The sequence below is a fragment of the Variovorax sp. 10N420 genome (genome assembly GCF_056394705.1).
The window spans coordinates 223,851-239,795 of record NZ_JBFTIJ010000001.1 but is presented as its reverse complement, the minus strand read 5'-3'; the positions used below and the strand labels follow the sequence as shown (position 1 = coordinate 239,795).

Here is a 15,945-nt window from a genome sequence, read left to right as displayed (position 1 = left end):
CCTGGGGGCGAGCGCTACTTCGTGCCGAAGATGCGGTCGCCGGCGTCGCCCAGGCCTGGCAGGATGTACCCGTGGCTGTTGAGTTCGCGATCGACCGCCGCCGTATAGATCGGCACGTCCGGATGCGCGTCCTGCATGGTCTTGACGCCCTCGGGGCAGGTCAGCAGGCAGACGAACTTGATGGACTTCGGGTTGAGTTCCTTCAGCCGTTCCACCGCGGCGACCGCCGAATTGCCGGTCGCCAGCATCGGGTCGACCACGATTGCATCGCGTTCCTCCATGCCGCCGGGCATCTTGAAGTAGTACTCGACCGCGGTCAGCGTCTTCGGATCGCGGTAGAGCCCGATGTGGCCGACGCGCGCACCCGGGATGACGCTCAGCATGCCGTCCAGGATGCCTGTGCCCGCCCGCAGGATCGACACCAGCACGACCTTCTTGCCGTCGATGACCTTGGCGTGCATCGTCTCCAGAGGCGTTTCGACCTCGACGTCCTGCATCGGCATGTCGCGCGTGACTTCGTAGGCCATCAGCATGCTGATCTCGTTGAGAAGCCTGCGGAAGCTGTTGGTGCTCGCCTCCTTGCGGCGCATCAGCGTGAGTTTGTGCTGGACGAGAGGATGGTCGAGGAGGTGGACGTTGCTCATTGGTATTGTTGATGGAGGAGAAAAACCGAAGAAGTCTAGACAGACTAGAAGACCGTGCCGTCGCTCTCGATGCGCAGGGGCGGCGCACCGTTGCGCAGGCGTTGTGCCAGTACGCGGCCAGCGGCCCATGTGCCGCCTTCGAGCACACGTGCGAGCGGCATGTCCTGCTCGCTTCGGCCCAGCACCTTGCACACGCGCGGCACAAGCTCGTCGAGCAGGGCGATCGTCAAGGCGCGCCATTCGACGATGAACTCGTCGCTGACTTTCCATTCGCGCTCGAGAAAGGCGGGCTCGCGCGGAACGATCATTCCGCTGTCGAGCAGCAGGCCGCCGTTGCGGTATTCGGGCAGCGCGGTCAGTTGATCGAGATGCCGGACCTTGACGCCCGCCCACTCGAAGGGTTCGAGCAGCGAATAGGTCAACCATTGCGACAGCTTGTGGAACGGCATCCAGCCATTCGTCAGACCCGGCCCTTGCACCGCGCTGTGGCGCCAGCAGTCGCCGAGTGCGAATCGTGGATCGCCTGTGCCGATCACATGGCTGCCATCCGCCGCAATGCTGTCCAACGCGTTCGATGACGGCCAGATGCTCGACAGCGAATCCAGCAGCAGTGTCAGGATTTCGTGCGCCGAGATTTCGGCCGTGGGCGGCGCGGCCGGGCCGTAGGGGCCGACCAGCGCGTCGAACAATCCGCCGGGCCGCCCGTCATCGCCGAACCACTCGGGTTGTTCGCTCATCGTTTCGCCGAGCCGGCGCAAAAGCGTGGCCCGCCCCGCGAGACCAACCAGCGGGTTGACGGCATTCACCTGGAAAGCGTCGCCGAGCCGGTCGGTGACCAGCGCGCGCAATCCGGCCGCATCGACCTGCAAAGGGTGATCGGGGTTCGACGAGAACAAGCCACTCGTGAATGCATGAAAGCTGGCAATCGCGAGACCTTCAGAACGCGTGAAGCGCTGGCCGTTGGCTGGTTCGATGTAATGCCAGTCGGGACCGGCTCCCGCATCGAGCAAAACGCTCACCACCACCAGATCGATATGCGCCCGCGCGCGCTGGCTGGCGTTGCAATCGCGCAGCAAGTCGTCCAGCAGCTTGAGGCGGTCGACGCCGCCCGCCTCGAAGTGCCGCCATCGGCTGTGATAAGGGATAGGGCTCCACGGGTAGCGGTCGCGCGTGACTTCCGCGACGGTGCGCGCGGTGTCTTCGAGCACGTTGTGGTTGCCGATCAGGAACCACGGAGAGTCGCCCGCGCGAGCCCTGGCAAGCAGTGCCGCCGCGCGGCTGCGCACGGCCTTGGTCGTGCGCAGATGGGCGACCGCCCCGGCGGGGCGGCTCGTGTCGTCCTCGAACTCGGCCTCGGGGTCCACATTGCCTTCGGCGTCGACGGTGCGCATGGCGGCGTCCGCACTTGCGCGATCAGGGTCCAGTCCGTAATTTTCTCTGCTCATTGGTCGAGTCCGCGGCCCTTGGCCTTCTTGAGTTCATCGGCGTCCGGCACCACGCCCGGCGTGAAGTAGCCGGCCGCCATCTTGGCGTCCATCTCCACGCGCGCGTCGGCCGGGATCAGTTCGTCGGGGATGTTGACGCGCGTGCCGATCTCGATGCCCGAGCCGGTGATCGCGTCGAATTTCATGTTGCTCATCGACACCAGGCGGTGAATCTTGCGAATGCCGAGCCAGTGGAATACGTCGGGCATCAGCTCCTGGAAGCGCATGTCCTGCACACCGGCGACGCATTCGGTGCGCGCGAAATACTGGTCGGCAGTGTCGCCGCCGACTTGCCGCTTGCGGGCGTTGTAGACCAGGAACTTGGTCACTTCGCCGAGGGCGCGGCCTTCCTTGCGCGAGTAGGCAATCAACCCCACGCCGCCGCGTTGCGCGCCCTGGATGCATTCCTCGATCGCGTGCGTGAGGTAGGGGCGGCAGGTGCAGATGTCGGAGCCGAAAACGTCCGAGCCGTTGCACTCGTCGTGGATGCGCGCGGTCAGTTCGACCTCCGGGTTCGCGAGGTCGCGCGGGTTGCCGAAGATGTAGAGCGTCTGTCCGCCGATGGGCGGCAGGAAGACTTCGAGGTCGGAGCGCGTCACCAGCTCGGGGTACATGCCGCCCGTTTCCTCGAAGAGCGTGCGGCGCAGGTCGGTTTCGGAGCAGCCGAAGCGCTTTGCGACTTCGGGCAGGTACCACACCGGCTCGACGGCGGCCTTGGTCACCATGGCCGCGCCGCCGGCGGTAAGGAACTTGCCGTCGGCCTTGAGGCGGCCCTTCTGCAGGGCCTCGATCACCTCCGGCAGGATGACGTGCGCCTTGGTGATCGCGATGGTCGGGCGGATGTCGTAGCCCGCGGCGAGTTCGGTCGCGAAGGCGTCGGCCACCACGGCGCCCCAGGGGTCGAGCGAGACGATCCGGCCCGGTTCGCTCCACTGCGGATAGGGGCCGATCACGTCCGTCGGCGAGGTGTTCGTCAGATCGGCCTTGTGGTGCGGCGACAGCGCGCCTGCGGCCACGGCCAGCGCCCGATAGACGCTGTAAGAGCCACTGTGCGTGCCGATCACGTTGCGGTGCGCGCGCTTGGTGGTGGTGCCGACGACGGGGCCCCGCTCGACTGCGGTGGCTGCGCCCCATTGGATGGGCAGCGCACCCGAGAGGCCGGCGTGCGATGTCAGCCGGATGTGCTTGCGCGCGGAGGAGGGCTCGGGGGAGGCAGGGGAAACGGTCGGAGTGGAAGGAGTCGGAACGGTGTCGACAGACATTGCGGGCCCTCAAAAAACACAATGTATCGACGGCTTTCAGAACTGGCAAGCAGGGGCGTACGCCATTCGCCGTAAGCCTCGGCTCGCCAGGCGGCTGATGGCGCTCGCGGCACAATCCGCCGGAATTGTTTTTTGCGCGCTGCCTGTAACCGACTGAACCGAAAGCACGAATGACCAAAGAGGGCTTGTCGGCAAAGAGCGAGGCCGAGGTGGAACTGCACGGCCTGCTGATGCGCGGGCTGGACGGCGACGCTGCGGCCTACCGGGCGTTCCTGCAGAAACTCAGCTTGCATTTGCGCGCGTTCCTCGGAAGGCGGCTCTACGGTTGGCCCGATGAAGTTGAAGACCTCGTTCAGGAATGCCTTCTTGCCATGCACAACCAGCGCCACACCTACCAGAGCGACCAGCCGCTGACCGCCTGGGTGCATGCGATTGCGCGCTACAAGATGATCGATCTGCTGCGTGCCAAGGCCGGCCGCGAGGCGCTGCACGAGCCGCTGGACGACGAACTGGCGGTCTTCGCCGAGTCGGCCACTGAAGCCGCCGACGCACGCCGGGACATCGCCGGCTTGCTCGAAACGCTGCCGGACCGGCATCGGCTGCCGATCGTGCACGTCAAGCTCCAAGGCCTTTCGGTGGCCGAGACGGCAAAGCTGACCGGCATGTCCGAATCGGCAGTCAAGGTGGGCGTGCATCGCGGACTGAAGGCGTTGGCGCTCAAGATCAAGGAAATGAAGTGAAGACGGACGATCTCATCGCGATGCTCGCCACAGGCGCTGCACCAGTGCGGCCTCGCACGGCTTCGCACCGGCTTTCGGTGGCGCTGTGGATGGGCCTATCGCTGTCGCTGGCATGCATGCTCCTGGTGTTCGGGCTGCGGCGCGATCTGATGGAGGTCATGTCGCTGCCGATGTTCTGGGTGCGGCTGGCGTTCCCGATCTGCATGGTGATTGCCGGCTTCGTGGTCGTGCAGCGGCTGGCCCGGCCGGGCGCGCGCGTGCACTTTGCGTGGCTGGGGCTCGCGGTGCCGGTGCTCGTCATCTGGTCGATGGCGTTGATGATCCTGGCTTCGGTACCCGCCGAGCAGCGGCATTCGCTGGTCATGGGGCAGACCTGGCGGACTTGCACGATGAACATCGCCTTCATCTCGCTGCCGGTCTTCGTGGCGATGATGGCCGCGCTGAAAGGCATGGCGCCGACCCATCCAGCATTGGCGGGCGCAGCTGCGGGCGCAATGGCCGGCGCGGCGGGCGCGGCCGTGTATGCCTTGCATTGCCAGGAACTGGAGGCGCCGTTCCTGGCGGTTTGGTATGTGCTCGGGATCGCCTCGCCTGCGATCGTCGGGGCACTTCTGGGGCCGAGGCTGCTGCGTTGGTGATGCACCCCGGCCAGTGGTTCAGCGTCGCGTCTTTGACCCGAAGATCCCGCCGAGCACGCCGCGCAGAATCTCGCGACCCATGGTCGTCCCCATCGTGCGCACGGCCGACTTGGCCATCGTCTGCGCCAGTCCGTCATGCTTGCCGCCGCGCGGCCCGGTGGTGCCGAAAAGGATCTCGTTGAGGCTGCCCATGACGCCACCGCCGGCGCCAGCGGATGCTTGCGTCCCCGCGGCACCCGCCTTGCCTGCAATGCTGGCTCCGTCAGGCGCGGATTCCGCTCGGCCCTTGAGCTTTTCGTAGGCCGATTCGCGATCCACCGTCTTCTCGTACACACCCGCCACGAGCGAATTCGCGATCAGCGCCTGCCGTTGCTCGGCCGTGATGGGCCCGATCTGGCTGCCAGGAGGCAGCACGAACACGCGCTCCGTGACGGACGGACGCCCCTTCTCGTCCAGAAAGCTCACCAAGGCTTCGCCAACGGCCAGTTCGGTGATCGCCTTCTCGATGTCCAGTCCCGGCTTCTGCCGCATGGTCGTCGCCGTTGCCTTGACGGCCTTCTGGTCGCGCGGCGTGAATGCTCTCAACGCGTGTTGCACGCGATTGCCCAACTGCGCGAGCACGGAATCGGGAATGTCCAGCGGGTTCTGCGTGACGAAGAACACACCCACCCCTTTGGACCGCACCAGTCGCACCACGAGTTCGATGCGTTCGATGAGCGCCTTGGGCGCTTCGTTGAAGAGCAGGTGGGCTTCGTCGAAGAAGAACACCAGCTTGGGCTGGTCGGGGTCGCCGATTTCGGGAAGATGCTCGAAGAGTTCCGACAGCAGCCACAGCAGAAAGGTCGCGTACAGCCGTGGCGAATTCATCAGCTTGTCGGCAGCGAGGATGTTGACCACGCCCTTGCCGCCTTCGGTCTGCATGAAGTCCGCAATGTTGAGCATCGGCTCGCCGAAGAACTTGTCGCCGCCCTGGGTTTCGATCTGCAGCAGGCCGCGCTGGATGGCGCCGACGCTCGCGGCGCTGATGTTGCCGTACTGCGTGGTGAATTGGCTGGCGTTTTCGCCGACGTGCTGCAGCATTGCGCGCAAGTCTTTCAGGTCGAGCAGCAGCAGTCCGTTGTCGTCCGCGATCTTGAACACGAGGTTCAGTACGCCCGATTGCGTGTCGTTGAGGTCGAGCATGCGGCCGAGCAACAGCGGCCCCATGTCCGACACGGTGGCGCGCACGGGATGCCCCTGTTCACCGAAAACGTCCCAGAGAGTGACGGGGCAGGCGAGGGGAGTCGGCGCATCGATGCCGCGCTCCTTCAGCGACGCGGCCATCTTGCTGCCAATGGCGCCTTTCTGACTGACGCCCGTGAGGTCGCCCTTCACGTCGGCCATGAAGACCGGCACGCCGATGCCGGAGAGCTTTTCGGCAATGGTTTGCAGGGTGACGGTCTTGCCGGTCCCCGTCGCGCCTGTGATCAGGCCATGTCGATTCGTGAGCCCCGGCAGCAGGCTGCATTCGGTGGCGTCGTGGCGGGCAATCAAAAGAGGGTCGGCCATAGGGGGAGTCCGGTCGTTGGCAGGCGGCCAGTCTAGCGAAGCCGGACTCCTATAATCTGCCGCCCATGTGATAGTTCCCAAAAGTACCCGGAGTTTCTCTTGTCATCGACTGCCCATTCCCCCGTTCCCGCCGCTGGCGACGCTTCCGAACAGTCACCTCTCGAGAATGAATTGGCCGTCCTCCTGGTGGAATCGCTCAACCTCGAAGTCGCACCTTCCGACATCGCGCCGACGGCGCCGCTCTATGGCGAAGGTCTCGGGCTCGATTCGATCGACATCCTCGAAGTCGCGCTCGAAGTGTCCCGCAAGTACGGATTCCAGCTGCGCTCCGACGACGAGCGGAACCAGCAGATTTTCGAGTCGCTGCGCAGCCTGGCCACGCACGTCGCGCAGAATCGCGGCGCTTCCTGATCCATGTCCCGATGGCGCATGGCGCTCCTGCTGATCGCGGGGGTGGCCTATGCCTGCATCTCCCACTGGATGATGCTCTATCACGCGGCGCAGCCATGGGCAGTCGTGGTGCTGCTTGGGCCGCTGTGGCTGACCGCGCTCGGTCTGGCCGCCAGCCGCTTCGGCAAGGGCGGGCTCGCGGTGGCCGGCCTGCTCGGCGTGGCGCTGTTTGCACTCGTCATGATGGGCGAGGCGGGCGACACCAACCGGCTCTACGTACTTCAGCATGTCGGCATCAATGCCTTGCTGTGCGGGTGGTTCGGCGGATCGCTTCGCGCAGGCCGGCTTTCGCTCATCGGCCAGTTTGCCGAACGCGTGCATCCTCTTTCGCCGGCCATGGTCAAGTACACGGCGCAGGTCACGCGGGTCTGGGCAATCTACTTTGCGGCAATGGTCGTGGCTTCGATCGCGGTGTATGCAAGCTTCTCTTTCGCCGCATGGTCCGTGCTCGCCAACCTTCTGACGCCGCTGTTCGTCGGAATGCTCTTCCTGGGTGAGTACCTGTTGCGATATCGACTGCATCCTGAATTCGAGCGTACGCGTCTGGTCGACGCCGTTCGCGCCGTCTATGGCGCGCCGGTCAATCGCACCGCTCGACGATGAACCGGACCTGACGGTGAGTTCTTCCTTCTTTTTGCCGCTGATCGCAGAGCGCGATCTCGACCAGCCCATTGCATGGCGCGCCGGTGTGCCCGTGAGCGCGCGCGAGTTCATCTCGGACGTCGCACGCTTCGCACCCGAACTGCGCGACGGCGGCCCGGTCGTCAATCTTTGCGTCGATCGCTATGCCTTTGCGGTGAGCCTTGCTGCCGCGCTCGTTCGCGGCGAGACCAGTTTCTTGCCGCCCGATGCGCGCGCCGATACCTTGGCGCGACTGCATGAGGTGGGCGATCCGGCTTTCGCCGTCGCCGACAGCGCGGACGTCGAAACGCCCGGGCTGCCGCGCGTCCTCTTCGAGCATCGACCCGCCGCGACAACGTCGACCCACACGGATACGCCGGTGCCCGCCTTTGACCGGGGAATGCATGCGGTGAGTCTGCTGACCTCCGGTTCCACCGGCGCTCCCAAGCCACACGCCAAGAGTTGGGGAGCTTTGGTCCAATGTGTGGATGCGGCAGTGAAGCGCCTCTCCAGCCTGCTTGGGCGTCCGTCGCTTTCCGGACTCACGTTGGTGGCCACGGTTCCGGTGCAGCACAGCTATGGACTCGAATCCTCGGCGTTGCTGGCGTTGCTGGGCGGCGCGGCTTTCGACAGCGGCCGGCCGTTCTTTCCGGCGGATGTGGCCGAGGCCCTCGCGTGCGTTCCGCAACCGCGGGCGTTGGTGACCACGCCGTTTCATCTGAAGACACTGCTGCTGTCAGGCATCAGCTTGCCGAAGGTGGATTTGATCCTTTCGGCGACCGCGCCGCTTTCGCCACAACTCGCGGCGCAGGCGGAGCAGGCAATGGGCGGCGCCCTGATCGAGATTTACGGCAGCACCGAATCGGGCCAGGTTGCCACCCGCAGGCCCACACAAAGCGAAGTCTGGGAAACGTTCGGCGAGGTTCGCGTCCATGTCGAACACGACGACAGCGGAACCGAACGCTTCATTGTCTCGGGCGACTACATCGCCGAGCCGACCCCCATGGCCGACATCCTCGAACTGGTCGACGACCGCAGTTTCCGCCTGCTGGGCCGTGCCAATGACTTGATCCACGTTGCAGGGCGGCGCAGTTCGCTGGGCTACCTCAATCACCATCTCAACAGCATTCCCGGCGTGGTCGACGGCGCCTTCTGGCTGCCTGATGACGTGGTGGATGGTGTGGTGCGCCCGGTAGCCTTCGTCGTCGCGCCCACGCTCGATGCAAAGGCCATCATTTCCGCGCTGCGCGAACGCATCGAAGCGGTGTTCGTGCCGCGGCGCGTTGTGCATGTGGCCGCGTTTCCGCGCGAGGGAACGGGCAAGCTCACGGCGCGATCGTTGCGCGAGTTTGCGCTGGCGCATCTGGCTTCCGACGACACGCCCGTGCAGTTGACCCGCGAAGTGCCTGAGGATCATCCGGCGTTCGCGGGCCATTTTCCCGGGCAGCCGCTTTTGCCGGGCGCGCTGCTCGTGTCGGAGGTCCTGGAGGCGGTTCGCAGCGTTCCGGCGCTGGCGGCACGCCTTGGCGCGCAGCCCACATTGGCGGCGGCCAAGTTTCTCGCGCCGGTGCGTCCGGGCAGCACGCTGCTCATAGATCTGACACCCGAAACCGGGGCTTCGCGCGGACTCCGTTTCGAAGTGCGCTGCGGCAGGGTCGTCGCCGCCAGCGGGCGCTGGATTCCCGGCGTCGGCGCCGCGTCATGAGTGGTTCGCCGCCAGAGAGCGGCGATGCCAAATTGCGCCAGGCCGAATGGCTGCGTGCGCCTGAGCGCAGCAACATGCTCGCGCTGCGCGTCATTTGCTGGATCGCCATCAAATGCGGTCGTCGGTTGACGCGGCTCATCCTGCATCCCATCTCGCTGTACTTCCTGCTGTTTTCGCCGACGCCGCGCCGTCATATCAAGCGCTACCTGTTTCGCGCCATCGGGCCGAGCGCGACGTGGAGCGACGGCTATCGGCTCTTGCATTCTTTTGCTTCAACGGTGCTCGATCGCCTCTACTTCCTGCGCGGCCGCATGGATCTGTTCGACATCCGGGTCACCGGTCAGCAGCCGGTCGAGGCGGAGGTGTACGCGGGGCGGGGCGCCTTCATGCTGGGCGCGCATGTCGGCAGCTTCGAGGCGCTGGGCGCAACCAAGCAGTACAGCGGCGCGCCGGCCGGTCTTCGGCTCGCCATGCTGATGTACCAGGAGAACGCCCAACAGATCAACGCCATGCTGGAGGCGATCAGTCTGCCCGAGTTGCGGCCGCACATCATCGGCCTGGGCCGGCCGCACGCCATGCTCGAGCTACGCGACTGGCTCGATTCGGGCGGCTTGGCCGGCTTGCTGGCCGACCGGACGCTGGCTGGGCCCGAAGAAGCAGGTCAACAGCGCGGCAGCAGCATCGAGCTTCCGTTTCTGGGCCAGCCGGCGCTTTTCAACGACGGCCCATTCCGGCTCGCGGCCCTGTTGCGGCGCAAAGTGTTTTTCATGGCAGGCTTGTATGTGGGCGGCGCCCGCTACGATGTGCTGTTCGAGCCGCTGGCCGATTTCAGCGAACACGTCAGGGATCCGGCCGAGCGGGAGCGGCGCATCCGGTCCGCGCTTGAAAGCTACGTCGCGCGACTCGAAGCGCTGTGCCGCGCGTATCCGCACAATTGGTTCAATTTTCATGATTTCTGGCTCGAAGATTCGGATTGACCGCTGGTGCAGGGCGCTGCTGGCGGTGCTCGCCCTTTCGGCCTCCACGGCGTGGGCTTTCGATCTGCCGGAGTTGATGGGCTTGCTTGCGCAGCAAAAGAGCGGCGAGGCGACCTTCACCGAGCAGCGCTTTGTGCGTGGCCTCGACGGGCCATTGAGCGCGAGCGGCGAACTGAGCTTCACGGCACCCGATCGCTTGGTGCGCCGCACGCTCACGCCGCGGCCCGAATCGATGTCGGTGGACGGCAACACGCTGACCCTGTCGCGTGGCGGGCGCACCCGCACGATGACGCTCGACAGCATGCCCGAACTGCTCGGCATGGTCGAAGCCATGCGTGGGACCCTGACCGGCAATGCGCAGAACCTGGAGCGCTATTTCCGCAGCACGCTCACCGGCTCCAGCAATAGCTGGGCGCTGGAGCTGAAACCCGTCGACGAACGCCTGGCGGCCCAGGTGCGCTCGATGCGCCTGACTGGCCGCGGCGGCGAGGTGCTCGGGGTCGAGATGGAGTTCATCGGCGGCGATCGTTCCGTGATGACGATCACGCCCCGACGCGGCGCTGGCGGTGCCGCCCGGACGCCGGCGCGGTCGGCGCCGTGACCCGAACCATTGCGGCGTCCCGCCGGCGCCATGGCGCGCTGGTGTTGTCGATCTGGCTGGTGTTGATGCTGGCGGGACTGGCGTGGATTGCGAGGACTCATTTCTCGGCGGACCTCTCGGCATTCCTGCCGGCAAATCCCGATGCGCGCCAGCGTGTGCTGATCGAGCAGTTGCGGAGTGGAATCGCGTCCCGAACAATCTTCATCGGCATCCAAGGCGGTAAGGACGCTGCGCAACGCGCCGATGTTTCGCGCGCGGTGGCATCGGCGATGCGCAAGAGCCATCTCTTCGATCAAGTGCAGAACGGCGACACCAGCGACTGGAAGGAGTCCGGCACATGGATCTTCGATCATCGCTATCTGCTCGCCAGCGATGTCACGCCGGATCGGTTCACCGCCAATGGCTTGCGCGATGCAATCGTCGACTCCTTGTCGATGCTCGGAACACCCGCAGGCAACGCACTCAAGCCACTGCTGGAGCGCGACCCGACAGGTGAGACGCAGCGCATTGCCGAGAACCTGATTCCGGCGACCTCGCCGCGCAGCGAGGAGGGCGTGTGGGTCTCGCGGACCGCACCCCGCGCGCTCATCCTAGCGACGACGCATGCGGCGGGCAGTGACCTCGATGCCGTCTCGAAAGCGATCGAGCAAGTGCAGAGCGAATTCGATGCCGCGACGCAGGGAATCGCAGGTGCCAAGCCGCAATTGCAAATGACCGGCGCGCCGGTTTTTTCGGTGCAAAGCCGCGACCAGATCAAGTCGGAAGCGATTCACCTCGCCGTCGTCGGCGGCATCGTGATGGGCGCCTTGTTGCTGCTGGCCTTCGCCTCGCCGCGGGCGCTGGTCGTCGCGCTGCTTCCGGTCGCCACTGGCGTGGTAGCAGGCACGGCAGCGGTCAGCGTGGTGTTCGGCGAAGTGCACGGCCTCACGATGGGCTTTGGAAGCACGTTGATCGGCGAGACGGTCGACTACGCGATCTACTACCTCATCCAGGCGCGCGGCGCGGCCGTGCCTGGCATGGGCTGGGAGCGTTGGCGCGACATCCACTGGCCAACGGTCCGGCTGGGTTTGTTGACGTCCGTCTGCGGGTTCGCGGCGCTTGTCTTCTCAGGTTTTCCGGGCTTGGCGCAACTGGGCGTGTTTTCGCTCGCGGGGCTGATCGCGGCGGCGCTCGTGGCGCGCCATGTGCTGCCGGTGCTCGCTCCGGACGGTGCGACCGGCATGGGCATGCGAGGTCAGATGGCAAAGGTCGCGGGCATGCTCGTGCTCGGACTCCCGCGGCTGCGTTATGCCTTCATCGGGCTCGGCGTGGCCGGGCTGGCGCTGGTGGTGTGGCAGGGCGGCCATCTTTGGCGAGCCGATCTCGGCGCGATGAGCCCGGTTCCCAAGGCAGCGCAGGAACTCGATGCCGAACTGCGAGGTGACATTGGCGCCAGCGACGGCGGCACGCTGATCGTGATCCATGGCGCAGACATCCAGGCGACCCTGCGAAGCGCCGAGACCGCTGGCGAGCGTCTCGAAGCGCTGGTGGACAAGGGCGACTTGGCCGGTTATGAATCCGTCACGCGGCTGTTGCCGAGCGAAGCAGCGCAACAGGCGCGCAAAGCGAGCCTTCCGGATGCAGAAACCTTGCGCGCGCGCCTGGTCGAAGCGACGCGCGGCCTGCCGTTGTCGGCATCGCGTTTGGAGCCTTTCATCTCCGACGCTCAGGCGGCCAGGGCCCAGCCGATCATCCAGCGAACCGACTTGGAGGGCGGCCCGCTCGATGCCGTGGTCAACGCGCTGATGTTCCAACGCCAGGCTGGCGACGGGTGGTCGACCCTCATCGCACTGCATCCGGGCGCGAGTTTCGACACCGGTCGCCTGGCACACGCGCTCGACGGGCTGCCAGATGTACAGGTGGTGAATGTGGGCGATGAGCTTTCGAGCCTGTACAAGCGCTATCTGCATGAAGCGTTCGTGCAGGTCATGCTCGGCGCGCTGGCAGTGGTCGTGCTCCTGGCAGCCTATCTGCGCTCGGGCCGTCGCTTGCTGGCCGTGTGCCAGCCGTTGGTGGTCGCGGTGGTGCTCACGCTCGGCGGGATGGCGGCGCTCCAGGTGCCGCTGGGAATCCTGCACCTGGTAGGGCTGTTGTTGATCGTGGCGGTGGGTTCGAACTACGCGCTTTTCTTCGATCAGCTGCGCGAGACCGGCCGGGCCGACGCCGACACGCTGGCTTCGCTGATGCTCGCCAATCTCACGACGGTCATTTCGTTCGGATTGATCGCCATCTCGAACATTCCGGCACTGTCTTCCATCGGCCGGGTGGTTGCGCCCGGCGCGTTCCTCGCCCTGTTGTTGTCCGCGGCGTTCGCGCGCGCCAAAGTGGCGGATGGCCCGGCGCCCCGCTGATGGGAAAATCCGAGCGGCGCCGGTTCAGCATCTTCAGGCTCCAGATTTTCATGTCGCAAGTTCTTTCCTCATCAGTCCCCGGATCGTGGTCCTGGCCGCCGATCATTCGCGCCAGTGTTGGCTGGCATGTCGCCGCCTTGGGTGCAGCCTGGTTGGTCCCGGGTGCGGCGCCCTGGGCGATCGCCGCGGTCGTGCTGAACCATGTGGTGATCACGGTGGCTGGCCTGACGCCGCGCAGCAGTCTGCTGGGCCCGAACATCACGCGCTTGCCGCAGGCGGCCGCCGATCGGCGGGAGGTTGCCATCACCATTGACGATGGGCCCGATCCTGAGGTCACGCCGCAGGTGCTCGACCTGCTCGATGCGCATGAGCAGCGCGCCACGTTCTTCTGCATCGCCGAACGTGTGCTCGAACATCCGGCGCTGGCGCGCGAGATCGTCGCACGCGGGCACAGCATCCAGAACCACACGGCACAGCATCGGCACAATTTTTCATTGCTCGGCCCGCGCGGCTTCACGGCCGAGATCTCGCGCGCGCAGCAGGTGCTGGAAGATGCCACCGGGGAACGTCCAACGTGTTTTCGTGCGCCTGCGGGATTGCGCAATGCCTTCCTGGCGCCGGTGCTGCATGGCATGGGCCTGTCGTTGGTCAGCTGGACGCGGCGCGGCTACGACACGCGCGAGGGCGACGCGGCGACGGTGCTTGCGCGGCTGACGAAGAACCTGAAGGCTGGCGACATCCTGCTGTTGCACGACGGGAATGCAGCGCGTACGGCCGCCGGGCGAGCCGTCGTGCTGGAGGTGTTGCCGCAGCTTCTGGCGCGCATCCGGACGGACGGCTTGCGCGCAGTAACCTTGCCGAAAGGCATGTCGGTATGAGCGAACGGGCTTCTACCGACGCCGCGTGGCATCGATTGCACGAGCGTGCGACCGATCCGTACAGGAGGGCAGGGAACTTCGCCTGGCATTTCGCGCGCGGCAAGCTGGGCCGCGATCCGGTCTTCAGAGGGCTCATCGAAAGGGGCCTGATCGGAGAAGCGCATGGTCGCGTGGTGGACATCGGGTGCGGCCAGGGTCTGTTCGCGAGTCTGCTGTCGGCGATGAGCGCCATGCAAACGGAAGCCGGAAAATGGCCCGCATCGTGGCCTGTCGCGCCGAAAGCCGCCAGCTATACGGGCATCGAGTTGATGCCCAAGGATGTGGCTCGCGCCGAAGCATCGGTGGGGCATCTGCAGCCGACGCCCCGCTTCCTGTGCGCCGACATGTGCAAGGCCAGCTTGCCGCCGAGTGACCTGGTGGTCATTCTCGATGTGCTGCATTACGTCAACCTTGAAGCGCAAGAGGGCGTCCTGCATCGGGTACGCAATGCATTGCAGCCGGGCGGGCGGCTGCTGTTGCGCGTCGGCGATGCGGCCAGCAGACGCGGTTTCGCGATCAGCCAATGGGTTGACCGGACGGTGACTCGCATTCGAGGACATCGCGTGTCGCCCACCTGGGGCCGCACGCTCAACGATTGGATGGCGCTGCTGGAGCGATTGGGATTTTCCGTGCAGAGCATTCCGATGAGCCAGGGAACGCCCTTTGCCAATGTTCTGCTCGTGGCCGATCTGAAGGAAATCTGAATGACCGCACCTCAAACACTCGACCAGGCGGGCATTGCCCGGCGGATTCCGCATAGCGGCACGATGTGCCTGCTGGAGCGGCTGGAATCATGGGACGCGAACGCCATCCACTGCACGACGACGACCCACACGCGCGCTGACAATCCGCTTCGCACCGCGAGTGGGCTGTTGTCGCCGACGCTCATCGAGTACGCCGCCCAGGCGATGGCTTTGCATGGGGGCCTGTTGGCAGTGGAGGGGAGCGAGCCATCGGCCGGGTTTCTGGCGAGTGCGCGCAATGTCCGGCTGGCTGTCGAGCGCATCGACGATGTTGCCGGGGCGTTGCACGTGCATGCCCAGCGAATCTCAGGCGATGGTAGCCAGATACTTTACGAATTCGCGGTGAAAGACGACGCTGCACGTTCGCTTGCAGAGGGGCGGGCAGTCGTCGTGCTCAATACACCGCTCGCCATGGAAACCACATCATGAGTCTCACAGGAAAACGCGCGCTGATCACTGGCGCAAGCGGCGCGCTTGGCGCGGCCATTGCTCAACGTCTCTCCCGCGACGGGGCCACAGTGTTGCTTCACGCGAACTCGCGGCCCGAGGCGGTCGAGCAACTGGCTGCGGCCATCATGGAGGCCGGTGGCAAAGCCGAATGCGTGATGTTCGATCTGCGTAGCGACGAGGCTTCGCGCGCCGCATGCGAACGCATGCTCGAGAGCGGACCGGTGCAGGTGATCGTGAACAATGCCGGTGTCCACGACGACGCGGTTCTGCCGGGCATGCGGCCTGAGCAGTGGCACAAGGTGATCGACGTATCGCTCAACGGATTTTTCCGCGTGACACAGCCTCTGTTGTTGCCGATGCTGCGCACGCGGTGGGGGCGCATCCTGAACATCTCTTCGGTGGCGTCTTTGACGGGCAATCGAGGGCAGGTCAACTATGCAGCGGCCAAGGGTGCACTCAACAGTGCGACCAAGGCGTTGTCGCTGGAAGTTGCTGCGCGGGGCGTGACGGTGAACGCGATTGCGCCGGGGATCATTGCGTCGCCAATGGCTGATGGGGTTTTCGATGCGGCGACGATCAATCAGATGGTGCCTGTTAAACGCGCGGGTAGGCCGGAAGAAGTGGCGGCGCTGGCGGGGTTTCTTGCGAGTGACGACGCTGCTTACATCACTGGGCAGGTGATCTCGATCAATGGTGGGATGATTTAGTGCTTCGGCTCTTTTGGGGGGCCGCCCGGTAGGCGGCGCGGGCTCCGTGGCTGTTCGACGGGGGCGTT

16 protein-coding genes are annotated in these 15,945 nt (G+C 65.4%); 12 read left to right on the top strand and 4 right to left on the bottom strand.

Annotation, left to right across the window (positions count from 1 at the left end; translation table 11 throughout):
* Positions 1-14: 14 nt before the first annotated feature.
* The 3 genes from upp to AC1DEK_RS01145 are packed head-to-tail and all read right to left on the bottom strand — an operon-like array spanning position 15 to position 3,390.
* Positions 15-644 carry a uracil phosphoribosyltransferase gene (gene upp, locus AC1DEK_RS01155; protein ID WP_478123363.1) on the bottom strand — a complete coding sequence of 210 codons (630 nt, stop codon included), beginning with the start codon at positions 642-644 and terminating at the stop codon, positions 15-17.
* Positions 645-688: 44 nt separating this feature from the next.
* The gene (locus tag AC1DEK_RS01150) at positions 689-2,035 is read right to left on the bottom strand and encodes a DUF1688 family protein (RefSeq protein WP_478123964.1); all 1,347 of its coding nucleotides are present in this window, start codon (positions 2,033-2,035) and stop codon (positions 689-691) included.
* A gap of 50 nt (positions 2,036-2,085) precedes the next feature.
* Complete coding sequence (locus AC1DEK_RS01145; protein WP_478123362.1) at positions 2,086-3,390, bottom strand: GTP cyclohydrolase II; 1,305 nt, start codon at positions 3,388-3,390, stop codon at positions 2,086-2,088.
* Positions 3,391-3,560: 170 nt separating this feature from the next.
* Here AC1DEK_RS01145 and AC1DEK_RS01140 point away from each other — a divergent pair, with 170 nt between their 5' ends.
* Together AC1DEK_RS01140 and AC1DEK_RS01135 are read left to right on the top strand one after the other, a co-directional pair.
* The gene (locus tag AC1DEK_RS01140) at positions 3,561-4,130 is read left to right on the top strand and encodes a sigma-70 family RNA polymerase sigma factor (protein ID WP_478123361.1); all 570 of its coding nucleotides are present in this window, start codon (positions 3,561-3,563) and stop codon (positions 4,128-4,130) included.
* On the top strand, positions 4,127-4,768 hold the full coding sequence (locus AC1DEK_RS01135; RefSeq protein ID WP_478123360.1) for a DUF1109 domain-containing protein: 642 nt from the start codon (positions 4,127-4,129) through the stop codon (positions 4,766-4,768). The genes AC1DEK_RS01140 and AC1DEK_RS01135 overlap by 4 nt, the downstream gene beginning before the upstream one ends.
* Positions 4,769-4,786: 18 nt before the next feature.
* On the opposite strand, the gene AC1DEK_RS01130 is transcribed toward AC1DEK_RS01135, so the two are convergent.
* Positions 4,787-6,316, bottom strand: a complete 1,530-nt coding sequence (locus tag AC1DEK_RS01130; RefSeq protein WP_478123359.1) for a helicase HerA-like domain-containing protein — start codon at positions 6,314-6,316, stop codon at positions 4,787-4,789.
* A 99-nt stretch (positions 6,317-6,415) separates the two neighbouring features.
* Between AC1DEK_RS01130 and AC1DEK_RS01125 the strand changes: the two genes are divergently transcribed.
* Genes AC1DEK_RS01125 through fabG form a run of 10 tightly spaced genes read left to right on the top strand, consistent with a single transcriptional unit; the run spans position 6,416 to position 15,877 of the window.
* Complete coding sequence (locus tag AC1DEK_RS01125; RefSeq protein ID WP_478123358.1) at positions 6,416-6,727, top strand: phosphopantetheine-binding protein; 312 nt, start codon at positions 6,416-6,418, stop codon at positions 6,725-6,727.
* 3 nt (positions 6,728-6,730) lie between these two features.
* Positions 6,731-7,369, top strand: coding sequence for a COG4648 family protein (locus AC1DEK_RS01120; RefSeq protein ID WP_478123357.1), 639 nt, complete (start codon positions 6,731-6,733; stop codon positions 7,367-7,369).
* Between the two features lie 13 nt (positions 7,370-7,382).
* Positions 7,383-9,092 (top strand): AMP-binding protein, encoded by a 1,710-nt coding sequence (locus AC1DEK_RS01115; RefSeq protein WP_478123356.1) that lies wholly within the window; start codon positions 7,383-7,385, stop codon positions 9,090-9,092.
* A complete protein-coding gene (locus AC1DEK_RS01110; protein ID WP_478123355.1) occupies positions 9,089-10,069 on the top strand; it encodes an acyl-CoA synthetase in 981 nt (326 codons plus the stop codon). The genes AC1DEK_RS01115 and AC1DEK_RS01110 overlap by 4 nt, the downstream gene beginning before the upstream one ends.
* Complete coding sequence (locus tag AC1DEK_RS01105) at positions 10,041-10,670, top strand: LolA-related protein (RefSeq protein ID WP_478123354.1); 630 nt, start codon at positions 10,041-10,043, stop codon at positions 10,668-10,670. Before AC1DEK_RS01110 ends, AC1DEK_RS01105 begins: the two co-directional genes overlap by 29 nt.
* The gene (locus AC1DEK_RS01100) at positions 10,667-13,060 is read left to right on the top strand and encodes an MMPL family transporter (RefSeq protein ID WP_478123353.1); all 2,394 of its coding nucleotides are present in this window, start codon (positions 10,667-10,669) and stop codon (positions 13,058-13,060) included. Before AC1DEK_RS01105 ends, AC1DEK_RS01100 begins: the two co-directional genes overlap by 4 nt.
* 50 nt (positions 13,061-13,110) lie before the next feature.
* The gene (locus AC1DEK_RS01095) at positions 13,111-13,938 is read left to right on the top strand and encodes a polysaccharide deacetylase family protein (protein ID WP_478123352.1); all 828 of its coding nucleotides are present in this window, start codon (positions 13,111-13,113) and stop codon (positions 13,936-13,938) included.
* A complete protein-coding gene (locus tag AC1DEK_RS01090; RefSeq protein ID WP_478123351.1) occupies positions 13,935-14,681 on the top strand; it encodes a class I SAM-dependent methyltransferase in 747 nt (248 codons plus the stop codon). The genes AC1DEK_RS01095 and AC1DEK_RS01090 overlap by 4 nt, the downstream gene beginning before the upstream one ends.
* Positions 14,682-15,149 carry a hotdog family protein gene (locus tag AC1DEK_RS01085; RefSeq protein ID WP_478123350.1) on the top strand — a complete coding sequence of 156 codons (468 nt, stop codon included), beginning with the start codon at positions 14,682-14,684 and terminating at the stop codon, positions 15,147-15,149.
* Positions 15,146-15,877, top strand: coding sequence for a 3-oxoacyl-ACP reductase FabG (fabG, locus tag AC1DEK_RS01080; protein ID WP_478123349.1), 732 nt, complete (start codon positions 15,146-15,148; stop codon positions 15,875-15,877). Before AC1DEK_RS01085 ends, fabG begins: the two co-directional genes overlap by 4 nt.
* Positions 15,878-15,945 lie beyond the last annotated feature (68 nt).

Excerpts from the sequence above, each read along its gene's own strand:
- upp (WP_478123363.1), bottom strand. The coding sequence starts at position 644 with ATGAGCAACGTCCACCTCCTCGACCATCCTCTCGTCCAGCACAAACTC.
- AC1DEK_RS01150 (WP_478123964.1), bottom strand. The coding sequence starts at position 2,035 with ATGCGCACCGTCGACGCCGAAGGCAATGTGGACCCCGAGGCCGAGTTC.
- AC1DEK_RS01145 (WP_478123362.1), bottom strand. The coding sequence starts at position 3,390 with ATGTCTGTCGACACCGTTCCGACTCCTTCCACTCCGACCGTTTCCCCT.
- AC1DEK_RS01140 (WP_478123361.1), top strand. The coding sequence starts at position 3,561 with ATGACCAAAGAGGGCTTGTCGGCAAAGAGCGAGGCCGAGGTGGAACTG.
- AC1DEK_RS01130 (WP_478123359.1), bottom strand. The coding sequence starts at position 6,316 with ATGGCCGACCCTCTTTTGATTGCCCGCCACGACGCCACCGAATGCAGC.
- AC1DEK_RS01120 (WP_478123357.1), top strand. The coding sequence starts at position 6,731 with ATGTCCCGATGGCGCATGGCGCTCCTGCTGATCGCGGGGGTGGCCTAT.
- AC1DEK_RS01110 (WP_478123355.1), top strand. The coding sequence starts at position 9,089 with ATGAGTGGTTCGCCGCCAGAGAGCGGCGATGCCAAATTGCGCCAGGCC.
- AC1DEK_RS01105 (WP_478123354.1), top strand. The coding sequence starts at position 10,041 with ATGATTTCTGGCTCGAAGATTCGGATTGACCGCTGGTGCAGGGCGCTG.
- AC1DEK_RS01095 (WP_478123352.1), top strand. The coding sequence starts at position 13,111 with ATGTCGCAAGTTCTTTCCTCATCAGTCCCCGGATCGTGGTCCTGGCCG.
- AC1DEK_RS01090 (WP_478123351.1), top strand. The coding sequence starts at position 13,935 with ATGAGCGAACGGGCTTCTACCGACGCCGCGTGGCATCGATTGCACGAG.
- AC1DEK_RS01085 (WP_478123350.1), top strand. The coding sequence starts at position 14,682 with ATGACCGCACCTCAAACACTCGACCAGGCGGGCATTGCCCGGCGGATT.
- fabG (WP_478123349.1), top strand. The coding sequence starts at position 15,146 with ATGAGTCTCACAGGAAAACGCGCGCTGATCACTGGCGCAAGCGGCGCG.